The 24,314-nt window shown below is 53.6% G+C and carries 21 protein-coding genes and 5 tRNA genes; 15 read left to right on the top strand and 11 right to left on the bottom strand.

Translation table 11 applies throughout. From position 1 onward, the window contains the following. Positions 1–59 precede the first annotated feature (59 nt). From HZS79_RS07030 to hemA, 5 genes are read right to left on the bottom strand one after another with little or no spacing between them, the layout of a single operon-like run. A complete protein-coding gene (locus tag HZS79_RS07030) occupies positions 60–827 on the bottom strand; it encodes a HesA/MoeB/ThiF family protein (protein WP_162219411.1) in 768 nt (255 codons plus the stop codon). A 4-nt stretch (positions 828–831) separates the two neighbouring features. Next, on the bottom strand, positions 832–1,332 hold the full coding sequence (locus HZS79_RS07035; RefSeq protein ID WP_162219412.1) for an Lrp/AsnC ligand binding domain-containing protein: 501 nt from the start codon (positions 1,330–1,332) through the stop codon (positions 832–834). A gap of 22 nt (positions 1,333–1,354) precedes the next feature. Next, positions 1,355–2,212: a peptide chain release factor N(5)-glutamine methyltransferase gene (gene prmC / locus HZS79_RS07040; protein WP_281373468.1), complete on the bottom strand. Its 858-nt coding sequence runs from the start codon at positions 2,210–2,212 to the stop codon at positions 1,355–1,357. A gap of 14 nt (positions 2,213–2,226) precedes the next feature. Beyond that, positions 2,227–3,315, bottom strand: a complete 1,089-nt coding sequence (gene prfA, locus HZS79_RS07045; RefSeq protein ID WP_162219413.1) for a peptide chain release factor 1 — start codon at positions 3,313–3,315, stop codon at positions 2,227–2,229. Then, the gene (hemA, locus tag HZS79_RS07050; protein ID WP_179927443.1) at positions 3,312–4,622 is read right to left on the bottom strand and encodes a glutamyl-tRNA reductase; all 1,311 of its coding nucleotides are present in this window, start codon (positions 4,620–4,622) and stop codon (positions 3,312–3,314) included. The genes prfA and hemA overlap by 4 nt, the downstream gene beginning before the upstream one ends. 229 nt (positions 4,623–4,851) lie before the next feature. Between hemA and HZS79_RS07055 the strand changes: the two genes are divergently transcribed. The 9 genes from HZS79_RS07055 to HZS79_RS07095 all read left to right on the top strand — a co-directional run bounded on the left by HZS79_RS07055 (position 4,852) and on the right by HZS79_RS07095 (position 12,184). Then, positions 4,852–6,645, top strand: coding sequence for a tetratricopeptide repeat protein (locus tag HZS79_RS07055; protein WP_179927444.1), 1,794 nt, complete (start codon positions 4,852–4,854; stop codon positions 6,643–6,645). Positions 6,646–6,700: 55 nt separating this feature from the next. Then, entirely contained in the window at positions 6,701–7,354 is a 654-nt protein-coding gene (gene lolB / locus HZS79_RS07060; protein WP_179927445.1) for a lipoprotein insertase outer membrane protein LolB, read from the top strand. Positions 7,355–7,371: 17 nt separating this feature from the next. After that, positions 7,372–8,226, top strand: coding sequence for a 4-(cytidine 5'-diphospho)-2-C-methyl-D-erythritol kinase (gene ispE / locus HZS79_RS07065; protein ID WP_162219417.1), 855 nt, complete (start codon positions 7,372–7,374; stop codon positions 8,224–8,226). 31 nt (positions 8,227–8,257) lie between these two features. Continuing rightward, positions 8,258–8,332, top strand: a tRNA-Gln gene (locus HZS79_RS07070). Between the two features lie 58 nt (positions 8,333–8,390). After that, a complete protein-coding gene (locus tag HZS79_RS07075) occupies positions 8,391–9,332 on the top strand; it encodes a ribose-phosphate diphosphokinase (protein ID WP_179927446.1) in 942 nt (313 codons plus the stop codon). Between the two features lie 95 nt (positions 9,333–9,427). Beyond that, positions 9,428–10,069 (top strand): 50S ribosomal protein L25/general stress protein Ctc, encoded by a 642-nt coding sequence (locus tag HZS79_RS07080; RefSeq protein WP_162219418.1) that lies wholly within the window; start codon positions 9,428–9,430, stop codon positions 10,067–10,069. A 177-nt stretch (positions 10,070–10,246) separates the two neighbouring features. Next, positions 10,247–10,828: an aminoacyl-tRNA hydrolase gene (gene pth / locus HZS79_RS07085; protein WP_162219419.1), complete on the top strand. Its 582-nt coding sequence runs from the start codon at positions 10,247–10,249 to the stop codon at positions 10,826–10,828. Positions 10,829–10,936: 108 nt separating this feature from the next. Beyond that, positions 10,937–12,028, top strand: a complete 1,092-nt coding sequence (gene ychF / locus HZS79_RS07090) for a redox-regulated ATPase YchF (RefSeq protein WP_162219420.1) — start codon at positions 10,937–10,939, stop codon at positions 12,026–12,028. Positions 12,029–12,107: 79 nt separating this feature from the next. Continuing rightward, positions 12,108–12,184, top strand: a tRNA-Met gene (locus HZS79_RS07095). Positions 12,185–12,249: 65 nt separating this feature from the next. Here HZS79_RS07095 and HZS79_RS07100 read toward each other — a convergent pair. Beyond that, entirely contained in the window at positions 12,250–13,554 is a 1,305-nt protein-coding gene (locus HZS79_RS07100) for a M18 family aminopeptidase (protein WP_162219421.1), read from the bottom strand. 139 nt (positions 13,555–13,693) lie between these two features. On the opposite strand from HZS79_RS07100, the gene HZS79_RS07105 reads away from it, so the two are divergent. Further along, positions 13,694–15,772, top strand: a complete 2,079-nt coding sequence (locus HZS79_RS07105) for a carboxy terminal-processing peptidase (RefSeq protein ID WP_179927447.1) — start codon at positions 13,694–13,696, stop codon at positions 15,770–15,772. A 69-nt stretch (positions 15,773–15,841) separates the two neighbouring features. Here HZS79_RS07105 and HZS79_RS07110 read toward each other — a convergent pair whose 3' ends face one another. From HZS79_RS07110 to HZS79_RS07125, 4 genes are all read right to left on the bottom strand, one after another. Then, positions 15,842–16,204 (bottom strand): metalloregulator ArsR/SmtB family transcription factor, encoded by a 363-nt coding sequence (locus HZS79_RS07110; protein ID WP_340159014.1) that lies wholly within the window; start codon positions 16,202–16,204, stop codon positions 15,842–15,844. A gap of 160 nt (positions 16,205–16,364) precedes the next feature. Beyond that, positions 16,365–16,440, bottom strand: a tRNA-Asn gene (locus HZS79_RS07115). 39 nt (positions 16,441–16,479) lie between these two features. Beyond that, positions 16,480–16,555, bottom strand: a tRNA-Asn gene (locus HZS79_RS07120). A gap of 68 nt (positions 16,556–16,623) precedes the next feature. Continuing rightward, positions 16,624–16,699, bottom strand: a tRNA-Asn gene (locus HZS79_RS07125). 198 nt (positions 16,700–16,897) lie between these two features. Between HZS79_RS07125 and miaB the strand changes: the two genes are divergently transcribed. From miaB to lnt, 5 genes are all read left to right on the top strand, one after another. Next, complete coding sequence (gene miaB / locus HZS79_RS07130) at positions 16,898–18,241, top strand: tRNA (N6-isopentenyl adenosine(37)-C2)-methylthiotransferase MiaB (protein ID WP_162218514.1); 1,344 nt, start codon at positions 16,898–16,900, stop codon at positions 18,239–18,241. A gap of 87 nt (positions 18,242–18,328) precedes the next feature. Continuing rightward, positions 18,329–19,420: a PhoH family protein gene (locus HZS79_RS07135; RefSeq protein ID WP_162218515.1), complete on the top strand. Its 1,092-nt coding sequence runs from the start codon at positions 18,329–18,331 to the stop codon at positions 19,418–19,420. Next, complete coding sequence (gene ybeY, locus HZS79_RS07140; protein WP_162218516.1) at positions 19,417–19,878, top strand: rRNA maturation RNase YbeY; 462 nt, start codon at positions 19,417–19,419, stop codon at positions 19,876–19,878. Before HZS79_RS07135 ends, ybeY begins: the two co-directional genes overlap by 4 nt. Before the next feature lie 112 nt (positions 19,879–19,990). Further along, complete coding sequence (locus HZS79_RS07145) at positions 19,991–20,884, top strand: CorC family transporter (protein ID WP_162218517.1); 894 nt, start codon at positions 19,991–19,993, stop codon at positions 20,882–20,884. Between the two features lie 37 nt (positions 20,885–20,921). Next, positions 20,922–22,379, top strand: a complete 1,458-nt coding sequence (gene lnt, locus HZS79_RS07150; protein ID WP_179927449.1) for an apolipoprotein N-acyltransferase — start codon at positions 20,922–20,924, stop codon at positions 22,377–22,379. A 279-nt stretch (positions 22,380–22,658) separates the two neighbouring features. Here lnt and HZS79_RS07155 read toward each other — a convergent pair whose 3' ends face one another. Next, positions 22,659–24,140, bottom strand: a complete 1,482-nt coding sequence (locus HZS79_RS07155; protein ID WP_246311428.1) for a metal-dependent hydrolase family protein — start codon at positions 24,138–24,140, stop codon at positions 22,659–22,661. Positions 24,141–24,314 lie beyond the last annotated feature (174 nt).

Below are 24,314 nucleotides of genomic sequence, written 5' to 3' on the forward strand. Positions count from 1 at the left end.
TTTCCTTTGACGTAAAGACCGTGACGTCACGCCCGCTACCCAGCGGGCGTTTTTTTTATCTATGCGTTGGTAGGATGGGCATGGCCACACACTAAGCAGTCAGGGTCGCGCGGTACTTGAAAATGACGCCACTGGCCGCTCAAACCCTCGAAGGTAGCAAGTCCTTGATGTGGCTTTCCCGCCCCACTCAACAGCTTAAAAGCCTCGATTGCCTGAAAACAACCAATTAACCCCACCAGAGGAGCCATCACACCACTCTCCGCGCAGCTTAACGCTTCGTCGTCGTTTTCACTAGGTGGATATAAGCACGCATAACAAGGGCACGCAGGGTCGCGAGGATCAAATACCGCTAGCTGTCCCGAGAAACGAATCGCCGCTCCCGAAACAAGCGGAATACCTGCCTGCTGTGCGGCTGCGTTAATTGCGTAGCGGCTTGAAAAGCGATCCGTGCAATCCAGCACCACATCTGCCGACGCCACTAGCGCCAACAGCGCCTCGCCATCGGCGTGCTGCGCCAACGCAATGACATGGCATTCCGGATTGAGCGCCTGCATGCTCGCTTTTGCAGAATGCGCTTTATTGGCGCCGATACTGGTTTGTTGATGAGCAATCTGACGCTGCAAATTCGATAGTTCTACCGTATCTGCATCGGCAACAGTGATTTTACCAACCCCCGCAGCTGCCAAATAAAGTGCCGCCGGCGATCCAAGCCCACCCGCTCCGATGATCAGCGCATGGGCGCTGCGTAAGCGCTCCTGCCCCTCAATATCAACCTCGGGCAGCATAATTTGGCGGCTATAGCGCAGTAGCGCCTGATCATCCATCATCGGCTTACTTATCCTCAAATTCCTCGAAATCGGGTATGTGTAAATTAAAGCTCTCTTTCACTTCTTCCATTACCACATAGCTTTTGGACTCTTTTACCCCAGGCAGCGTTAGCACCACATCACCTAGTAGCTGGCGGTAGGCAGACATCTCAGGAATCCGGCACTTCAAAATGTAATCAAACTGGCCGGATACCAGGTGGCACTCCTGGATTTGCGGCAGCTTCTCCACCGCTCGGCGAAACTCATCAAACACGGCAGGCGACTGAGTCTCCAGGCTTATTTCCACAAATACCAGCAGATTGGCCTTGAGAGCACGAGGATCAAGAATGGCCTGATAGCCACGAATAATGCCGGCGCGCTCAAGGCGTTTAACGCGCTCCAAACAAGGGGTTGTGGACAAACCGACCTCAGCGGCAAGATCCACATAGGAGATTCGCGCGTTTTCCTGCAGACAGCGCAAAATTTTAAGGTCGATACGGTCCAGCGTTCTATTTTTTGGTTTCATGGCAGGATCCATTACTGATGAATCAGGCAGTTATTAGAAGTTTCCCCAGGGTAACCCGTTCATGACCGCCCACGTCTCGCACACTTTCAACGCTTTGAAAACCAGCACGTACCAGCGCTTCGCGCACGAGTTCTGCTTGCTGATAACCATGCTCCAGAGCCAGCCAGCCACCGTGGGAAAGATGGCTGCGCGCGGTGGCAATCAGATGCCGTAAATCAGCCATCCCATCAGCACCAGCGACCAACGCTGATAGTGGCTCAAAGCGCACATCCCCCACATCGAGATGAGGGTCGTCCGCCGCAATATAGGGCGGATTACTCACGATAATATCAAACGTAGTGGCCAGCGAAGGCGGCGAAAAGGCGCTAAACCAGTCGCTGGCTACGAAGGTTGCGTTAGCAATACCCAGCGATTGCGCATTGCGCGCGGCAAGCACCACCGCTTCTGGACGAATATCCGCCCCCATTATCTGCCAGTTAGGTTTTTCGCTGGCAAATGCAAGCGCAATTGCCCCCGTGCCTGTACCTAGATCAAGCAGCCTTCCTGCGGGTGCCTGGGCGCGCTCCAGTACGGCTTCCACCAGGGTTTCAGTGTCGGGCCGCGGGATCAATGTGTCTGGCGATGTTGCAAGCCGTAACCCCCAGAACTCCCGCTCACCCGTTAAGTAGGCCACGGGCTGCCCTTGAGCTCGAGCCGCCACCAGCGCATCAAAGCGCGCATGCTCCCAGGTAGGACAGTGGCGGTCACCCCAGGTGTACAGCCAGGTACGGTCATGGCCCGTAGCGTGACTGAGTAGTACTTCAGCATCAATCCTGGGTGAGGATGAACCTGCCTGTTGCAGACGAGTCGTCGCCCGCCGCAATAGCGTATCAAAAGTCAGAACCTCAACACTCATTAAGCGTCCTGAAGGGCTGATAGCTGCTCGGCTTGGTATTCGTGAATCAGCGGTTCAATCACATCATCAAGCTGCTCACCGGTAATAACTTCCGTTAGCTTATAGAGCGTCAGGTTAATACGGTGGTCGGTAATCCGGCCTTGGGGAAAGTTGTAAGTACGAATGCGCTCACTGCGATCTCCCGAGCCGACCAGGGAGCGCCGAGCGTCTGCTTGCTCCTGGCGCTGTGAGTCAACCGCATTGCGTTTGAGCTTGGCGGCCAGTAACGACATCGCCTTGGCGCGGTTCTTATGCTGGCTTCGCTCTTCCTGGCACTCCACCACCACACCGGTAGGCAGGTGAGTAATACGAATAGCAGAATCAGTCGTGTTAACGTGCTGACCGCCCGCACCGCTTGAACGGTAGGTATCAACACGTAAATCCGAAGGGTTAATATCGACATCGCCGACGTCGTCCACCTCGGGCATGACCGCCACCGTGCAGGCAGACGTATGTATCCGCCCTTGCGATTCCGTCGCGGGCACACGCTGAACACGGTGCGCACCAGACTCAAATTTCAAGCGCGCATAGACGCCGTCGCCTTTCACCCGGGAGATAACTTCTTTGTAACCACCCTGCTCACCATGACTTGCACTGACAACTTCAACGCGCCAACCACGCTTTTCAGCGTAGCGTGAGTACATCCGAAACAAATCGCCAGCAAAAATGGCTGCTTCATCACCACCGGTGCCCGCGCGCACCTCTAAAAACACGCCGCGGCCATCATCGGGGTCTTTGGGCACCAGCAAGCGCTTCAGCTCGATATCAAGAGCTTCAAGCTGCTCGCGCCCATCGCTGATTTCCATTTCCGCCAGCTCGCGCATATCGGGGTCGCTGTCGCGGCTTAATTGCACAGCTTCTTCTATGCTTTTTTCCACGTCACCATAGCGCTGCCAGGCGGCTACCAGCTCTTCTAATTCGGAGTACTCACGAGAGTAGTCACGAAAACGCTGCTGATTATTAATCACCTCAGGATCCGACAGCAGCATGGCCAACTCTTCAAAGCGGTCGGCAAAGCTGTCTAGGCGTTGGCGCAAAGTCTCTTTCATGCGGGCGTATCATCCTTCTGGCGTTTTACCAAGGGCTTGGGCTGCTCAAATGCTGGCTTGGGCGGCAGCAATAGGCATGGTGCAGCACTTAGCAATTCGTGGTTTTCCTGGGAGGCGGCGTCGCGCAAGGCCAGTGTCGGCTGATGCATCAAGCGATTCGCTAATTGATGCGCCAAGCGCTCAATCACCTTAGCAGGGTCTTCTCCCTTCGCCAGACGCTCCAGGGCCTGCTCGCGCGACTTATCTCGAATAGCCTCACCATGGCATCGATAGTCGCGAATCATTTCACCACCGCGACGAATTCGGCGCTCATGCTGCCAACTTCCCACGCCGTGTTCGATTAATGACTCGGCCTGATCAGCAGCAACTTGACGATGGCGCCGATTCTCTTCGATGACCTCTTCAAGGTCATCGACGGTATAGAGGAAGACATCCGCAAGCTCACCGACTTCTGGTTCGATATCTCGCGGAACAGCTATATCCACCATAAAGACAGGACGATGACGGCGCTTTTTTAACGCCCGTTCGACCATGCCTTTACCCAAAATGGGTAGCGGAGAGGCGGTGGAAGAAATAACGATATCCGCACACTCCAACGCATCAGGGATCTCTGACAATGTGATTGCCGAGCCTCCCAGCGGTGCAGACACCTGCTCAGCACGCTCGCGGGTACGGTTAGCCACCGTTAACTGGCGCACCCCCGCTTCATGCAGGTGGCGCGCTACCAACTCAATGGTTTCTCCCGCACCAATTAATAGCGCTCGGGCACGGCTGAAGTCATCAAAAATGCGGCTCGCCATACTGACGGCAGCATACGCCACCGACACTGGATTTTTGCCAATGCCTGTTTCTGTACGCACTTGCTTGGCCACCGCAAAGGTATGCTGGAATAGCCGCTCAAGTTCGCCACCCAGACCATTGGCTTGGCGCGCTTGCTGATAAGCTTCTTTCAATTGGCCAAGTATTTGCGGCTCGCCCAACACCATTGAGTCAAGCCCAACGGCAACGCGCATCAGGTGTCGTGCGGCATCGTTATCAAGATAATGGTAGGCACAGCGGGCAAGATCCTCGACGCGCAAATTATGAAAGCGTCCAAGCCAGTCTAAGACCGCTTGCTCTCCAGCGGCATCCGTCACGCAATAGAGCTCAGTCCGGTTGCACGTTGAAAGCACCGCCGCTTCGCTAATTTGTGGCAGGCCACGCAGCTGTGCCAACGCACTTTCTAATTGCGTTGGCGTAAAGGCAACCTGCTCGCGTACGGCCACGCTGGCGGTACGGTGATTTATTCCCAGGGCAAGAAGCGTCATGCGTTATGCGTCTTCGCTAGTGGATCGGTCGTCACGTTATTTGTCGATCTGAATGTCGGGAGCCTGCTAAAGCAAGTCTGAGAAGCGGCTCAGCATAATGAATTGCGCCGCCCTATCTATTTTCAAGGAGTAATATTCTACCACAGCACAGCATGTTCTGGCGCACACCACTTTGCCGCAGGCATCCAAGCCGCTATGCTGAACACTCGGCCACCTGATCGAGAATCGCATGCCTCTTCGCGCGACACTACTGGGTTACCCTCTATCACTATTGGGTTTCCCCCTTTTACCCTTGGCCACCACGCTATTACTGAGCGGCTGTCAGCTTTCGCCCTCATTCAATAATGGCGGATCGGAGGCTCTTACACGCGACCCCATGCTCTCAGCACCGCCAATTACCCGCGGGCTTGACGCGGCGGGGTTGCGTACACTGCTTGCTGCAGAGTTAGCAGGCCAGAGAGGAGATTACCGTTTAGCCGGCCAGGGCTACCTGGAAGCCGCCAAACGGTACAACACGCCCGCACTAGCCGAGCGCGCCACATTTGCCGCACGGTTCGGCAGTGACATAGCGCTAATGGAAGCATCCGCACTACGCTGGCGCGAGCTCGCCCCACAGGCGGAGCTGCCTAACCGGCTGCTGGCAACGCTCTCTTTACAGCGCGGTGACTGGCTCGACAGCCTGGAACAACGCCTGGCCATTACCCAAGCAGATGGTAATGGTGAAATAGCGGCGTTTTCTGAGGTCGCCGTGGCTGAAGAGGCTCCTTTGAGCTTACTGATTCAGCCACTGCGCGCGTTCATAGACCAACCTAGCGCCCAGCAGTATGAGTTTTATGCGGATGCTTTGCTTGGCGCCGCATTGATTGAAGCAGCACTTGGCAATACGCGCCTTGCCCAGCAACATCTAGACCAAGTGGCCCAGCGTGAGCCCGAGTCCGCCTCTTTATGGCTTGCTAAGGCACGCTTGGCGCTAGAGGCAAAAGACCACCGGGGGGCACAACGGGCTGCTCGACAGGGATTGCGACTAGCCCCCGATGACGTTCGCTTTATTCTAATGCTGGCCCAGGCGGAAATTCGCCTCAACAATATTGCCGCCGCAGAAGAGCAGACTGACGCGCTGCTTGACAGCCATGGCGGCAATGAAGAACTGCGTATTGCATTGGCTCAGCTGTACTTAGAAGAAGGCCACGACGCCCCTGCCTTTAGGCTGCTGCAACCACTCATCGGACAACCGGTCGTGCCCGACCTTGCCTATTATCTACTCGGGGCTATCGCTCAATCTCAGGACGAAGTTGATAACGCGCTTCTCTATTATCGGCAAGTACGCGACGGAAGCGAATTTCTCCCTGCCCGTGCAGCCGCTGCGCGTATGCTCATCGACCACGATCGCCTGTTAGATGCCCGCGCCATGTTGCGCATTGAGCGTATGCGTCATGACGCTTACTTTGACCAGCTTGTCATGCTGGAAATACAGCTACTGGATGAACTCAGCCTGTATGAAGATGCCACGAACCTTCTCAACAGAGAGATTACACGCACGCCAGATGACACCAGCCTGCTTTACCTCCGCGCAATGCGCGCCTGGGAAATGGGCGACTTTGATGGTATGGAGCAAGATCTCAGCCACATTTTACGCATCGAACCTGACCATGCAAATGCGCTGAATGCCCTTGGCTATACATTGGCAGACCTTAACGTACCAGGTCGCCTTGAAGAGGCTCGCGACCTGATTGAGCGCGCCTACGAAGCCGACCCTAACAATCCAGCAATACTCGATAGCATGGGCTGGGTCTACTTCCGCCTAGGCAAAACGGAAGAAGCACTCGCGTGGTTAGAGAGTGCTTATGCACAAATGCCAGACCAAGAAATTGGCGCGCATTTAGCCGAGGTTCTCCATACGTTAGGACGTAGCGATGAAGCACGGCAGCTGATCGAGCGAATTCTCTTACGCGTCAACCATCATCCACAAATTGATGATTTACTTGAACGCCATCCTGAACTAACGCCGCCAAGCACGCCCTAACCCCCCACTGTTTATAATGAATACTTTTACGCTGCAATGACATGGAGCCCTGTATATGTTGACCACATTACTACCCACGAAACGATTAACGCTATCTTCCCGCACCCTCCGCTTATGGGTGGTCGGCACGGCACTACTTGCCCTTGCCGGTTGTGCCAGCCAAGCACCGATTGACGAAGGTGGCCGCCAGGCGGGCCAGTGGGAGCGCCAGCAAGCAGACGTTGAAGCGTTTGACACATGGACATTGGTGGGTAAAGCGGGGCTTCGTACTCCTCAGGAAAACACCAGTGCCAACCTGGACTGGAACCAGCACCCGCATTACTTCCGCATGCTCATAAGTGGTCCTTTTGGGGGCGGCCGCAACGTCCTAGAAGGTCGCGAGGGACGCTTTTCACTAACCAATAGTGACGGCCGTTTCGAAGCGGAAACCCCAGAAGCATTAATGGAAGAGCAGTTAGGCTGGGCACTGCCTGTAAGCGCCATGCCTGACTGGGTGCGCGGCCTGCCAGGGGATCATGCCAGCTATCATTTGGAAACAGATGAACTAGGCTTCCCTAGCTTCCTCCAGCAGGATGGCTGGGATATCGACTATCGCGATTGGGAACAAGTCGAAGGCATGTGGCTCCCTCGTCGCTTGGTGATGACGTATGGCGATGTGCGCATTACGCTGGTCGTGAATCAGTGGCAAGCGTCTAACCGAGATTCATAAGTTAATAGTGAGCCTGCATGTCCACCGCCTCAGTCACACTTCCAGCGCCTGCCAAGCTAAACCGCATGCTGCACATCGTGGGCCGTCGTGAAGACGGCTACCACGAGTTACAGACGATTTTTCAGATGATCGACCTGTGCGACCAACTCAGTTTTACGCCAAGACGTGACGGTGTTATTACTCTGACTCATCAAATAAACGGGGTTGCGCAGGACGAAAACCTAGTCGTACGAGCGGCTCGCTTGCTTCAGCAGGTTAGCGGCACCACGATGGGCGCATCTATTACCATCAACAAACAACTGCCTATGGGTGGTGGCCTCGGAGGGGGAAGCTCGAATGCAGCGACCACGCTGGCCGGGTTAAACCACCTATGGAAACTTGATTTGAACAATACCGCACTTACTGAACTAGGATTAACCTTAGGAGCAGATGTTCCGGTATTTATTCACGGCCACAGCGCCTGGGCTGAAGGAGTGGGCGAAAAACTGACGTCAATCACGCTGGATACCCCGTGGTTTGTTGTCATTCATCCCCGTGTCAGCGTCTCAACACCCGCAATCTTCCAAGACTCAGAATTGACACGCGACAGCCTCCCCATTACTATGGCGCGCGCACTGCAGGGGGGAGCGCCGGAGTGGCGCAACGACTGCGAAGCCATCGTCAAAAAACGCTATCCGCCAATTGCGGAAGCCCTTGACTGGCTCGCGCAGCATGCACCTAGCCAGCTGACCGGTACTGGCGCCTGCTTGTTTGCGGCTTTTGAGTCACAGCAAGCCGCACAAGCCGTCGCTAAATTAGCTAGTCAGCATTGGCGCTCGTGGGTAGCACGCGGGCTCAACACCTCTCCCCTACAAGATGCTCTGGGCTGCTGAAAGCGCCCGGTCATCGCATTAGGTTTCCTGTTGGGGTATCGCCAAGTGGTAAGGCACCGGTTTTTGGTATCGGCATTCCCAGGTTCGAATCCTGGTACCCCAGCCAACCTAATTATGATCTGCGTTTTCTCCCCTGATCCCCAACACTGCAAAGGTGGCTGCGCGTGTCAAAATTGATGGTTTTCACCGGGAATGCCAACCCCGAACTCGCTCAAAAGATTGCCGAGAGCTTAGACAGCCGTATGGGTAATGCTACGGTAGGTCAATTTAGCGACGGCGAAATCGCGGTCGAGATCAATGAGAACGTGCGTGGTAAGGATGTGTTCATCCTACAATCCACCTGTGCCCCCACGAATGACAACCTGATGGAACTGATCCTGATGGTCGACGCCCTGCGTCGCGCCTCGGCTGCCCGTATTACGGCAGTAGTTCCCTACTTTGGTTATGCACGTCAGGATCGTCGCGTACGCTCCGCCCGCGTTCCCATTTCAGCGAAAGTCGTTGCTGACATGATGGTAAAAGCTGGCGTTGACCGCGTGATGACCATGGACCTGCATGCAGACCAGATTCAAGGTTTCTTCGACGTACCGGTTGATAACGTCTACGGCTCACCTATTTTGCTGGACGACATTGAGCGTCAGAACTATGACGATCTAGTCGTGGTGTCACCTGACGTTGGCGGCGTTGTACGTGCACGTGCGATTGCTAAGCAGTTAAACGCTGACTTAGCCATCATTGATAAACGTCGTCCCCAGGCCAACCAGGCCCAGGTGATGCATATTATTGGTGAAATTGAGCATCGCACTTGTGTCGTCGTCGATGACATGATTGATACCGCTGGCACGTTATGCAAAGCCGGTGAAGCGCTGAAAGCACATGGTGCTGCACGTGTTGTTGCCTACGCAACACACCCGATTTTGTCTGGCCCAGCGGTCGACAACATCACCAACTCTGTACTGGACGAGGTTGTCGTGACCGACACTATTCCGCTTTCAGACGTCGCCCGTCGAAGCGGAAAAATTCGCCAGTTGAGCGTTGCCGGTCTCATTGCGGAAGCTATCCGCCGAGTGAGCAACGAAGAATCCGTCAGCGCAATGTTCCACTAAGCGCTTGACGTCACAGCCCCTACCGGGGCCCTGGAAACGTCGTCGTCTGGTCGCGGGCGGCGGCGTTTCCTTACTTAAACTAAGAGGCAAATTCCATGTCTGATTTTATCCTGAAAGCTACCGTTCGTAACGACCTGGGGAAAGGTGCGAGCCGCCGCCTGCGTCGTGCGAACCAACAAGTACCAGCGGTCGTATACGGCGGTGAAAAAGGCGCTCAGTCTATCTCTGTAGAAAAAACTGCGTTCTACAAAGCGATTGAAGACGAGTCCTTCTTCTCCTCGGTTATCAAGCTGGTTATCGAAGGCACAGAAGAGCAAGTGGTTGTTCGTGACCTGCAACGCCACCCCTTCAAGCCGCTGTTGACTCACGCCGACTTTATGCGTGTTGACGCCACTCACGAAATCACCATCAATGTGCCGCTGCATGTCGTTGGTGAAGAGAAGTGTGTCGGCATCAAAGATCAAGGTGGCGAATTGCACACTCTGGCCAACGAAGTCGCTATCAGCTGTTTGCCGAAAGATCTTCCGGACTTCCTGGAAATTGACATCAGCAACGTCGAGCTGGGCACCACCCTTCACCTGTCCGACCTGACCTTGCCAGCTGGCGTAACGTCAGTTGACCTGTCTCACGGTGAAGAGCACGACAACGCCATCCTAAGCATCACCAAAGTGAAAGTGCGTGGCGGTGATGAAGAAGAAGGCGACAGCGAAGGTGAAGAAGACACCAGCGCTGAGTAAGCAGTGGTTAAAGTAAGCTTTGCCAGAGGCGCTGCCAGCTGATGCTTTTCAGCGCCGCCCTGGGGCATGTTTACATGCCCCAGGGATGATAAAATCAAGCGCTTCGGCGCTTGATTTTTTTTTGCGGTCTGACGCGACGTCAAAAATTTCTCCTGGAAATTTTTTGGAGGTGGGAAAATGAGCCAGGTAACGGCCATTATTGGCCTGGGCAACCCCGGTGCAGAATACGATGCAACACGGCATAATGCGGGCTTTTGGCTTGTAGAGGCCATTGCGCGTAGTGCACATACAGAACTTCGTCCCGAAAAAAAGTTTTTAGGTCTGTATGCCAAAGCACGCATTGGCGACCATGAGCTACACCTACTTAACCCCACCACCTTTATGAATCGCAGCGGCGCTTCCGTAGCAGCGCTCGCACAGTTCTTTAAGCTCGCACCTGACAACTTATTGGTCGCTCACGATGAGCTCGACCTTCCACCAGGGCAAGCACGCTACAAAACTGGCGGTGGCCATGGCGGTCATAACGGCCTGCGAGACATCATTAGCGCCTTAGGCAACCAAAAACAGTTTCACCGAGCAAGAATTGGCATTGGCCACCCTGGGGAAGCACACCAAGTCGTTAATTATGTGCTTGGCCGGCCTGGCAAAACCGACAGGGAAGCCATTGAGAGCGCTTTGGATGCGTGCCTAGCAACGTTGCCACTCGCACTCTCTGGCGACTGGGCTAAAGCCATGAACCGCCTTCATAGCGTAAAATAGCTGCACACTTTATAAGCACCTTTAAAATCAGGCGTTCTATCACGCCCTTTTTTCAATATTGGCAGGCGCTTCCCTTGTTGCGCTGCCCTAGCGGCCAGGAAGTAATTTATGGGCTTTAACTGCGGTATCGTCGGCCTACCTAATGTAGGCAAATCCACGCTTTTTAATGCGCTGACCAAATCAGGCATTGATGCAGAAAACTTTCCGTTCTGCACCATTGAGCCTAACGTAGGCATCGTACCCATGCCTGACCCGCGCCTTGATAAGCTTGCGGAGATCGTCAAGCCTCAAAAAGTACTGCCGACCACGATGGAGTTTGTCGATATCGCAGGCTTAGTCGCTGGGGCGTCCAAAGGCGAAGGCTTAGGCAACAAGTTCTTAGCCAATATTCGCGAAACCCAGGCTATCGCCCATGTCGTGCGCTGCTTTGATAACGACAACGTGATTCACGTCGCCAATCAGGTGGATCCGCGGGCGGATATTGAAACCATCAACCTGGAATTAGCGCTTGCCGATCTGGACACCGTCGAAAAAGCCAGCCAGCGCCTGGTGCGCTCGGTAAAAGGCGGCGACAAAGATGCCACTGCCACCAAGGCCATTCTTGATCGCATCCAGCCGCACCTCGCTGAAGGCATGCCACTGCGCAGTTTTGGTCTTGATGAAGATGAGAAGCGACAGATTAAGAGCTTTGGCTTCTTAACGCTCAAGCCCACGATGTACATTGCCAACGTTAATGAAGATGGGTTCGAGAACAACCCCTACCTCGACATCGTCAACGAGATTGCCGCCGAAGAGGGTGCAGCAGTGGTGCCGGTATGCAACCAGCTAGAAGCTGAAATTGCCGAGCTAGATGACGAAGAGCGCAGCATGTTCCTAGCCGAAATGGGCATGGAAGAACCGGGACTCGATCGCGTTATTCGTGCAGGCTATGCCCTGCTTGGTTTGCAAACGTACTTCACTGCTGGCGTTAAAGAAGTACGCGCCTGGACAGTGAAAGAAGGAGCCAGCGCCCCGGAAGCCGCAGGCGTGATTCACACCGATTTCCAGAAAGGCTTTATCCGCGCCGAAGTCGTTGCCTATGAAGACTTTGTCTCACTTAACGGCGAACAAGGCGCTAAAGATGCTGGAAAATGGCGCTTAGAAGGCAAGGATTACATCGTCAAAGACGGTGATGTCATCCATTTCCGCTTTAACGTCTAATAAGCAACCGTTTGACAAGAAAAAGAAAGAAACACTTGACGGGCGGCGGGTCCCTGAGTAATATTCGCCCCCGTTGAATGGCTACGTAGCTCAGCTGGTTAGAGCACATCACTCATAATGATGGGGTCCCCTGTTCAAATCAGGGCGTAGCCACCACACGAATAGTAAAAGCCCGCTGACACAGTCAGCGGGCTTTTTTCGTTAATAAGCGACAGCAATGCTCAGCGCAATTCAGCACGGTTCAAAAACACCGTCAACGCCTGAGTCAAATAATCAACATCGCGTGTTCCAGCAGTTTCACGAATAGAGTGCATAGCCCACTGAGGAAGCCCTACATCAAGGGTCGGCACGCCAACTTCTGTGGCCGTAATTGGCCCAATTGTGCTTCCACACCCCATGTCGGCTCGAGTAACAAACGACTGTACCGGGACATCCGCCTCGCGACACACATCACGGAACAGCGCCCCCGTTACGCTATTAGTGGCATAGCGCTGATTGGCATTCACCTTGATCACTGGACCACCATTAATGGCTGGACCATGACGCTCATCGTGCTTGTCCTGGAAATTAGGGTGTAAAGCGTGGGCATTGTCGCAAGAAATCATCAGTGACGATTGAATTAACTGAATCAATGACTCTTCAGTAGCACCACCCACTTGAGCATTCAAACGCTTCAGAACGTCACCCAAGAAAGGCCCCTGAGCACCACAGGCGCTCGCACTACCCACCTCTTCATGGTCGTTAGCCACCAGTACTGCCCCTTGACTCGCATCGCACTCCAGCAGCGCCTCCAGGCCGACAAAACATGACAGCAGGTTATCTAATCGCGCGCTAGCGATTAACTCTTGATGCAATCCCACCAACGACGGTGGCTGAACATCGTAAAACCCTAACTCGAAGTCGACCACGTCAACGGCGCGCAGGCCATGCTGCTCCTCTAGCCACTTGGCCAATAAATCATCAAGCTGAGCACTATCACTTTGCATTAATACCGGTGACATTTGCGTCTGGGGATTAATCTCACGCCCCGCATTCACATCACGATCCATATGAATAGCTAAGCTGGGAATCATCGCCACAGGGCGATCAACGTTTAACAACACACTTTCCAAACGGCCGTCAGCGTGGCGCACATGGACACGCCCTGCCAAGCCTAAATCGCGATCAAACCAAGGTGCCAATAACACGCCACCGTACAATTGAACGCCTAACTGCAACCAACCCGCTGCATACTGAGTAGCGTTGGGCTTCAAACGCAGCCCGGGACTATCCGTATGCGCCCCCAGCATACGCAGGCTAGCTAGCTTTCCGACCGGTAATTGAAAAGCAATAATAGATGAGTCGTTACGCGTGACGTAATAACGCTTGCCTGGCGCAAGCTGCCAGCTCGCCGTCTCCTCAAGACACTCAAAACCCGCCTGCTCCAAACGCTCTGCCATACAGCGGGTCGCATGCCATGGCGTGGGCGACTGACGTAAAAAGTCACACAGCCTGGCTGAGCGCTCTGCGTTGAAAGCCTTGGACATAGAAATCCTCATAACCGTAATGATTGAGTCTCACAGGCTAAATGACCTGCTACAATGCTCCCTCGGCCTATGCAACTCATAGGCTATCTGCGTGTCTAGGGAAGAAGATAGTGTACACAAATCCGGGAGAGCTTGACTGATGAGCTTGTTTGCAACGCTTTCGCGCTCGGTTGCGCTTGCCGTCATGCTGGTTATCACCAGCCCGACAGCGCTGGCACAAATTGCGCCGACCGACGAACAACGCCAAGCAGCAGTGGAAATTGCGGATTCACTCCGCTATGGACACTATGCTGATACTAACTTTGACGAACAGTGGTCTCAGGATGCTTTTCAGCGCTATCTAAACATCCTGGATGGCCAGCGCTACTACTTGCTGAGCCGTGACATCGAGCCATATCGCCATTTAGAGCACGGCATGGCTGAGGCGCTGTTCAGTGGAGATCTTGACGATGCCTTCTCACTATACAACCGCCTAAATGAAAGACGCACCGCTCGTTTCGAGTGGCTACTGGAGCGCTTGGATGAAGGCCTATCATTTGAGTTCGAAAGCGATGAGCGCCTGGAAGTAGACCGTGAAGACAGCCCCTGGGCAACCCGCGAAAGCGAGCTGGATGAGCTATGGCGCAAGCGGCTCAAAAACGACGCGCTGACGCTGGCTTTAACTGACCAGGATGATGAGCAAATCGAAAACAATCTGCGTCAGCGCTACAAAGGCCAGCTATCACGCCTGCGTCAAACAGAGTCAGAAGATGTTTTCGGACTCATCATGTCTGCTGTCGCTAGCACTATCGACCCCCATACAGGCTATCTCTCCCCTCGCCAGAGTGAATCATTTGATATTCAAATGAGCCTTTCACTTGAAGGGATTGGCGCCGCACTGCAATCAGACGGCGAATACGTCAAAGTCGCCAGCTTGGTTCCAGGGGGCCCTGCTGACCGTGCTGGTGTGCTGGAACCCGCTGACCGAATCATCGCAGTTGGCCAGGAAGATGGCGAGATGGTCAACGTTATCGGAATGCGTCTAGATAACGTTGTCGACTTGATCCGTGGCCCGAAAGGCTCTGTAGTTCGCCTGGACGTCGTACCCGCTCAAGCGGTTGACATGACCCGCTCACAAGTCGTCGAAATTACCCGTGATACGGTCAGCCTGGAAGACCAAGCAGCGAGTAGCGAAGTGATTGAGGTGGAGCGTAACGGCCAACCGCATCGCATTGGAGTTATCGACATCCCCACGTTTTATGTCGATTTTGACGCCTGGAAGGCGGGTGAGGAAGAGTACCGCAGCACAACTCGCGATGTAGCGCGTGAAATCGAAAAGCTTAAGCAAGAGGGCGTCGAAGGGATTGTCCTAGACCTTCGCAACAATGGTGGTGGCGCACTGCAAGAAGCCAACTCACTCATTGGCTTGTTTATTGACCGAGGCCCCACTGTCCAGGTTCGTGATGCTCAAGGGCGCATTCAGCTCTATGGCGACACCGAAGCCGGTACAGTTTACGATGGCCCGCTCACTGTACTGGTCAACCGCATCTCTGCCTCAGCGTCAGAAATTTTTGCCGGTGCCATACAAGACTACGGTCGCGGGATCATCGTGGGCAACCCCACCTTTGGGAAAGGAACCGTGCAAACCTTGAACGATCTTAGCCATGGTCAAATCAAGCTAACGCGGGCCAAGTTTTACCGCATATCCGGCGACAGCACCCAAAACCGCGGCGTTGAGCCCGATATCATCTTTCCAAGCCTGATCGACCCAGAACGTATTGGTGAAAGCAGCCTAGATAACGCGCTGGCATGGGATACCGTTCAAAACGTTCAGTACCGCCGCTATGGCGCACCTGAAAGCGTTCTACCCGAACTGATTTCCCAGTATGAACAGCGCGCCCAAGGCAACCCAAACTTCCGCTATCTCGAGCGTCAGTCAGCTCTGGCCCGCCAGCTACGCGAACAGCACACCAGCGTCAGCCTGAATCGCGAACAGCGACAACGGGAGCTGGAGGCACAAGAAGCCGAGAAGCTCTCTCTTGAAAACCAGCGTCGCCGAGCGCTAGGTCTGACGGAACTAGAAGAGTGGATGGACGCGCGCAGCAGCGCCGACAATGATGACGAGGCAGACAGCGAAGAAGACAAGATGCCCGTGGATCGCGCTCACGTGCTGGAAGCTGCGGAAATTCTACTCGACTATGCGCACTTGCAAGAAGAACGCCGCATGGCGAAACGCTAACCCGCTTTCGCTGCATGCTAACGCAAAACGCCAGCCCTCGGCTGGCGTTTTTTATTTAAAAATAGCAAGTTAACAGAGCACTTCTCGTCGCGTTGGCCGATCCCCCATCTGCACCAAGCGTTTCATCAGCGCATTTAGCCGCCCGCGACTACCCTCGGCACCAGCGTCAATAATCTTTTGCGCCCAAGGCGGCAACTGAGGCGCCAAGCAATAATAGACCCACTGCCCCTCTCGCTGGTCGACAAGCAACCCACACTGGCGCAACTGAGCCAAATGCCGCGACACTTTAGGCTGAGACTCTTCCAAAGCGTAGGTCATTTCACAAACGCACAGCGACCGCTCCTTCGCAACCAAGAGCACCAACATGAGGCGTGTTTCGTCACTTAAACACTTGAACACCTGCAACGCATGCAGGCTGGCAGCTTTTCCCACGGGCATCTTCCCAACCGATGAATAACTGAAATAGTTTATACGCCACTGACCGCAAGACACAAAAAACGCCCAGAGGCCACACATGGCTTTGAGTATCGTTATTCATGGGACAAAAGCAGCTAACAGGAGAGATATAAATAGAATAGGAATAGAATACAAATGGCTCCCCGAGCAGGACTCGAACCTGCGACCCAATGATTAACAGTCATTTGCTCTACCAACTGAGCTATCGGGGAACATTGATCGTACGCAACAAGACTAGCAGAACAGCAACTTGGCTCCTCGAGCAGGACTCGAACCTGCGACCCAATGATTAACAGTCATTTGCTCTACCAACTGAGCTATCGAGGAACATGTTATTTTGCTGCTGTGTTTAAAGCGGAGCCACTGAAAACAGTACAAAACCGGCTTCAGTATATTGGCTCCTCGAGCAGGACTCGAACCTGCGACCCAATGATTAACAGTCATTTGCTCTACCAACTGAGCTATCGAGGAACTGCTCAAACACGGTGCGTAGTATACTGATTGAAACGCTCGGGTCAAGTATCGATTATGGACGAACGCTAGCCCCAGGTTTCTTGTGTCCGTATAATGCCGCCATTCAATGGCAGCGCGTTACACTGCCTATTACGATTGCATTCATTGTTTTCATTCATCCCTCGTCCCCCGACGACTCATAGATGACAGGTACCGATGGCGAAGAAGCTCTTTATCAAAACGCACGGCTGCCAAATGAACGAGTACGACTCCTCGCGTATGGCGGACCTACTCGGCGAATCTCACCAGCTGGAATTGACCGATAACGAAAAAGAAGCTGACGTTATCTTGTTGAATACTTGTTCTATTCGCGAAAAGGCGCAGGACAAGGTATTTCACCAACTGGGTCGCTGGAAAAAGCTAAAAGACGCCAACCCCGATCTAGTGATTGGCGTTGGCGGCTGTGTGGCTAGCCAGGAAGGTGAAGCGCTGCGCAAGCGCGCGCCCTTTGTCGATATGATTTTTGGCCCGCAAACGCTTCACCGCGTGCCCAAAATGCTGGATGCACGCAATAATAATCAGATTGCGGCTGTCGATGTCACCTTCCCGGAAATCGAAAAATTCGATCACCTGCCGCAGCCGAAATCTGATGGCGCAACCGCCTTTGTGTCTGTCATGGAAGGTTGCTCAAAATACTGCACGTTCTGTGTGGTGCCCTACACGCGTGGCGAGGAAGTCTCCCGCCCTTTTGAGTCGGTTATAGATGAAGTTATTCATCTAGCCGATCAGGGTGTACGAGAAATTAATCTGCTAGGCCAAAACGTGAACGCTTATCGCGGTGAAAACGACGATGGCGATGAGATCGACCTCGCCGAGCTGATCGCCTGCGTTGCCGCTGTGGATGGCATCGACCGCGTGCGCTTTACGACGTCTCACCCGGTGGAGTTCACCGATAGTCTGGTAGATGCCTTTGCCGAGATCCCTGAGCTGGTGAGCCATTTGCATCTACCAGTGCAGTCGGGCTCTGATCGTATTTTAAGTGCGATGAAGCGCGGCCATACTGCCGAAGAGTACATCGAGAAGATGGAGCGTATTCGCGCCAACCGCCCGGATATTAGCTTTTCCTCTGACTTTATTATTGGCTTCCCTGGCGAAACCGAAGAGGATTTCGAAGCGACGATGGATCTGATTCACCGTATCGGCTTTGATCACTCGTTCAGCTTTGTTTACTCAGCACGCCCGGGCACCCCTGCATCTGGCCTGCCAGATGAAACGCCGGAAAGTGTCAAAAAGCAGCGCCTCGCTATTTTGCAGGAGCGTATTCTGCAGCAGGCGGCTCAGATCAGCCGTCGCATGGTAGGTACTACCCAGCGGGTTCTGGTATCCGGTTTTTCACCGAGAGACCCAGGTCAGCTCTCAGGTCGCACCGAAAACAACCGCGTCGTTAACTTCCGCGCGGCCAACCCAACAGAACTGATCGGCTACTTCGTCGACGTGGAGATTACCGAAGCGCTGCCCAACTCATTGCGCGGCGACCTCGCCTCTTCCGAGCGTTATTAACTGCTCACTTATCCTAGGTAATTGCCCCAGCACGACTGGGGCAGTAAGCTGAGTCTCACATACATCAACTAAATGGGTTTCTTACTCTTGAGCCAGCCATCACCTCAGGCCAATCGCATTATCACCCTAAGCCTTGAACCCAATGACCCGCAGCGGCTAGCCAGCCTTTGCGGCCAACAGGACGAGCACCTAAAGCTGATTGAAAGCCGCCTGGACGTGACCTTGCGCAATCGCGGCAATGTGTTTCAGCTGGCCGGTGCCGCCAACCGCATTAAAGCGGCTGCTAACGTGCTTGAGCACCTTTACCGTGAAACTGCGGCAGAAGAGCTTGAAGCAGACACAGTTCATTTATTCCTTCAGGAATCTGGCCTGGAAGCGCTAGAAGAAGAGGACGATAATGAAAGTGGCGGCGATGACGTGATAATGCGCACACCGCGCACCATGATCAAGCCTCGCGGCCTCAACCAGCAGCGCTACGTGCAGAGTATCCGTGAGCACGACATCAACTTCGGCATTGGGCCTGCCGGTACCGGAAAAACGTACTTAGCGGTAGCTGCGGCGGTAGAAGCACTAAACCAACAGGAGGTACGTCGCATTCTGTTGGTGCGCCCAGCGGTAGAAGCTGGCGAAAAACTTGGCTTTCTACCTGGCGACCTTGCCCAGAAAATCGACCCTTACCTGCGCCCGCTGTACGACGCACTGTATGAGATGATCGGTTTTGAACAAGTTGCCAAGCTCATTGAACGTCAAGTGATTGAGATTGCTCCGCTGGCCTATATGCGTGGACGTACGCTGAACAATTCGTACATCATTCTGGATGAAAGCCAGAACACCACGCCGGAGCAGATGAAGATGTTCCTGACGCGGATTGGCTTTGGCTCAACGGCGGTGATTACCGGTGACATTACCCAGGTAGACCTGCCCCGCGGACAGCGCTCTGGTCTTTCACAGGTGCTGGATGTGCTGAAGGACACCCCAGGGATTGGCGTCACTCACTTTGCCGCTAAAGATGTCGTACGTCACCCACTGGTACAGCGCATTATTGAAGCCTACGACGAATTTGAATCCCAACAGGAAGTGGAAGAAAGGGCTCGTCGTGAAGTGCGCCAGCAAGAACGTGAGGCTCGTATGCAAGCACTTGAACGCAGCAGTGAGCGTACGGGAGACACCCCACGATGAACAACATCGTGATTGATCGCCAGGCAGCTATCAACGAGCCGTCGCTTCCTACTCTGGAGCAGCTCACCCATTGGGTGAGCTGTGTGTTTTCGCACCATCCAGACGATGAACGCCGGGAGCTCACCATCCGCTTTGTGGATGAAGCGGAAAGCCAAGCTCTCAACCGTGATTATCGTGGTAAAGACAAGCCGACCAACGTGCTTTCGTTTCCTTTTGAGAACCCTCCTGGTGTCTCCTTACCTTTGCTAGGTGACTTAGTTATTTGTCACGCCGTAGTCACACTGGAAGCGAATGAGCAGCAAAAATGCTTGGAACATCACTACGCACATATGGTGGTGCACGGCACCCTGCATTTAATGGGCTACGATCATGTTGAAGAGCAAGAAGCAGAGCGCATGGAGCAGTTAGAGCGTGAGCTATTAGCTACTCTCGATATTGCTGATCCTTATCATGAGTAAGCTGTTACCCTGAGCGATAACATCTTGCGGGGTGGTGCGCACTCCCACTCAGTGATAAAACGACTAACTGTCTGTTCGTAATTATCTGCACGTAAAAGAGAGATTTGACGTAATGAGCGAAGACCGATCGAGCAACCCCAATCAAAAATCCTGGCTCGAGAAACTCTTTGGTGCCCTTTCCGGAGACAATGACGAACCCAGCTCGCGGGATGAGCTGATGACGTTTTTACGCCACACGGCTGGAAAGCTGAAGCTTGACCAAGACGCTATTATGATCATTGAAGGCGCGCTTGAGATCAGCGACCAGCAGGTGCGTGAAATATTGATTCCACGCTCTCAGGTCTCGGCCATTACCCTCGACCAAACCAGCGACGGCTACTTGCCATTAATCCAGGAAACAGGGCACTCTCGCTACCCAGTTATTGGTGAAAATCTCGACGATGTTAAAGGTATTCTGCTGGTTAAAGACTTACTGCCTCTGCTTTCCCAAACCCAAGAAAGCCGCGATGCCTTTAAGCTGGAAGACGTACTACGCCCAGCCATGTTCATCCCCGAATCTAAGCGCTTAAACAGTCTGCTTAAAGAGTTCCGCGACACCCATAATCACATGGCAATTGTGGTTGATGAGTATGGCGGCACCGCCGGCATCATTACCATTGAAGATATCCTTGAGCAGATTGTGGGGGATATCGAAGATGAGCACGATACCGATGAAGAGGACGATATCCGCACGTTGGAAAACGGCCACTTTGCCATTCGTGCCCTCACGCCTATTGAAGATTTCAACGAACGCTTCGGCACTGAATTTTCCGATGACGAATTCGATACCGTTGGCGGCCTTGTGATGCAACAGTTCGGCCATCTACCTAGCCGTGGCGAACACACTAACCTCGGCGGCTGGCAATTCATCATTCTTAATGCAGACAATCGGCGTATTCGCTTGCTGGAAGCTTATCGTGATAACGAAAGCGACAAGGACACCGATGCCGACACTAAAGACGGCTAGCTAACCACCCACTTCAACCTGCCGATAGGATATCACCATGGGGTTGACGCCCACTTTCGCCTTACAGTTGCTGGCTGCCCTTGTGGCTGGTGGCTTTACCACGCTTACCGCTTCACCGTTTGAATTATGGTGGCTAGGGCCAGTCGCCATTGCCCTTTTGTATGTTGGCCTGCACACGCTAAGCCCTGCTCAGGCGGCCCTTAAAGGCTGGCTTTATGGTGTTTCACTCTTTGCCAGCGGTACCTCATGGGTCTATGTCTCGATTCATGATTATGGCTACACCGGCATGCCATTGGCGGTATTTTTAACGGCACTCTTCGTGGCCGTACTGGCGCTTTTTTTTGCAGGCACGTTCTGGCTCTATCGGCGCTTCTTTGGCCCTCGCTGGGCATTACTCACCTTTGCCGGTGCCTGGGTGCTCGGTGAGGTGCTACGCACCTATTTATTTACCGGCTTCCCGTGGTTACTCGTCGGCTCTAGCTTCGTGGACTCTCCGCTAGCCAACTGGGCTCCCATAGGCGGCGTTTATCTTCTTTCACTACTGGTGGCTCTCACCGGCACCCTGGGGGCAGAACTGTTACGCCGCCAGTGGTGGGCAGCGCTTCCACTGGCAGCTATTTGGCTCACACCCATTGTACTACCTACACTGTGGACCACTCCGGTTAGTGAGCCGACTCGGGTTGCCCTGCTACAGGGTAATTTACCCCAGCTGTTAAAGTGGACGCCTGAAGGACAGCGCGTTGCCGCCAACACCTACAGCGATTTAACTCGTCGTGTAGCTGACAACGCTGATCTTATTATATGGCCTGAAACAGCACTGCCCATGATCGATAGTCAAGCACGCCCAGTGCTAGAGCGTGTACAGGCAAATTTACCACCTGATACGGCACTATTAACTGGCATTGTCCAACTCGATGAAAGCAACCGCTACTTCAACAGCGTGATCGGTGTTGGCAACGTAGAGGGCAGCTATCAAAAAGAGCACTTGGTGCCCTTTGGCGAGTATCTGCCACTTGAAAGCGTGCTCCGTGGCGCTATCAACTTCTTTGACCTGCCCATGTCGAGTTTTTCTAAAGGCGCTTCTAGACAAACGCCTATGCAAGCGGCAGGAGTGACGATTGGTAATGCCATCTGTTATGAAATCATCTACCCACAACTGGTAGCGCGCCGCGCAGCAGACAGTGGCGTGATAGTCACGGTATCTAACGACACATGGTTCGGCGCCTCTATTGGTCCTCACCAGCACCTGCAAATGGCTCGCCTGCGTGCCTTGGAAAACGGTCGCTATGTGGTACGTGCCACCAGCAACGGCATCACAGCCATTATCAATCCCCGTGGTGAACTGGTCGCCAGCGCTCCGCAGTTTGAAACCACGTACCTTACTGGGGAGTTCCGCGTCATGGAAGGACTCACGCCATTTACTCGCACAGGCAGCTGGCCCGTGTGGTTATTCGCAGGCTTGCTACTGTTACCGGGCTTGATGCGCAAGCGTTAACGACCAGGAGGCCGCTTGTAGTGGGCGATGGCGGCGTAGCCGCCCTTGCTAACCAGGCAAATCAGTTGAATCATCGCTGAAGTGTCGAACCAAAGCTAAAGCCCCCTCCCACAATATCCGAGCAGCCAAGTGCTTATGCATACGCTTGCGAGGATTTAGCTACTATCGAATCAGTGGTTATCTATGATAAGTGCCCGCTTAATTTTATTCAGGCACTTATCACCAGATAATAAAACATCGCTTTAATAGAAAATTTTTAAGAATTATATTCAGCGTTTTTTATAGCTGCTCTTTATAAATTCGCCCACCTTTCATAATCATTCGCAAGTTGCTCTCAGGATCGTTCAGAAACTCAAGGTCACGACTTGGGTCACCATCAACGACTAATAGGTCAGCCAGTGCTCCAGGCTCGATACGGCCAATGACACCTGGATACGGGTTGCGTGGCCCCGATAGCGACAATAAATCACCGTTGTGGCTAGTCGCCATTGCCAATACGGTTAGCGGATCATAAAAGCGCGTTAGCTTAGCTAGCTGACGCAGCTGATTCGGCGTATTTTGAGGGCTAAAAAGAATGTCGGTTCCCCAGGCGGTTTTTACATCAAAGCGCTGTGCCATTTCATAAGCGCGAACGGTGCCTTCAGCCACTTGGCGCTGAGACTCTCGGCGTGCCGCATCAGGATAAACGTTGGCATCTTCATCTTGTAAGAAAGGCTGGAGGCTCCACCACGCGCCCTCTCCTGCCATCATTCTCACCGACTCTTCATCAGCTAGCTGGCCATGTTCAATAGACTTAACGCCCGCGCGCAGAGAGCGTTGAATGCCTCGGGGCGTATAAACATGCACCATTACGTAGGTACCCCAGTCGTCGGCTGCTTCAACCGCAGACCTCAGCTCTCGCTCAGTAAACTGGGTACTGTCTAACGGGTCGTAAAGCGATGCGACGCCGCCGCCAGCCATCAACTTAATCTGAGAGGCCCCAAGCATCAGCTGTTCACGCGTACGTCGCAGAACCTCTGCTTCACCGTCCGCAATGACTGAAACACCTTGCCGCTCCGCCTCGCTCAGTGGTGTAGTACTGCCGCGGGGAACATCATGGCGCATTCTAAAATCACCGTGCCCCGATGTTTGAGAAATCATCGCCCCTGCTGGAAATATCCTAGGGCCATTAACAATGCCTTCATCAATAGCGCGCTTAAGCGCAAACGATGGCCCACCTACATCCCTAACCGAAGTGACCCCGCGCATAAGCGTCCTTTCTGCTTCTCTCGCTGCGACCAAATGCACATAGCCGATATCAGCTGTCATAGCCTCCATCTGAGAGATCGCCGCTAAGGTGGTATGCCAATGCGCATCTATTAACCCTGGCATTAAGACACGACCACCACAATCAATGACATCGACACCTTCCATCTCGCCGCTGCCATCGAGAATAGCGTCGATACGACCATTCTCTACCCGTACGGACACGCCGTCACGTAGCGGCCCACCATGACCATCAAACAGCTTTAAGTTAGTTAATAACACGGGGCCATCATGAGCTTTTGGCTGCTGTCCGACAGCAAAAGGTACGTGAAGCCCTGCAAACAGCGCCATCACTGCCGCCGTTCCGCCAAGCATTTGACGCCGAGTAATATCCGCCATCACACGCTCATGGAAACGCTGCAGCACCGGTGAACCACAACTGCACGCGCCATGGCGGTGGTGAACGTCAGTATCAGTAAGAGCTGGCGACAATGAAAAACGTGCGGTTGGCTGCATGAGTAGCGCCTCGGTTAGTAGTTTAAGCGTCAAACTGCGCGACTTCGTCCAAGTTAAACCTAATGTACACTACTGGCGATTAAGATAGTAAAAAACGCATTACAAGTAATAATATATCTGTCTTTTTATTGCAAATTAGCAACAAAACTTAGCCTGCCAGCATCAACTTTCACC

This window comes from Vreelandella zhaodongensis (assembly GCF_013415115.1).
Taxonomy (GTDB): Bacteria; Pseudomonadota; Gammaproteobacteria; order Pseudomonadales; family Halomonadaceae; genus Vreelandella; species Vreelandella zhaodongensis.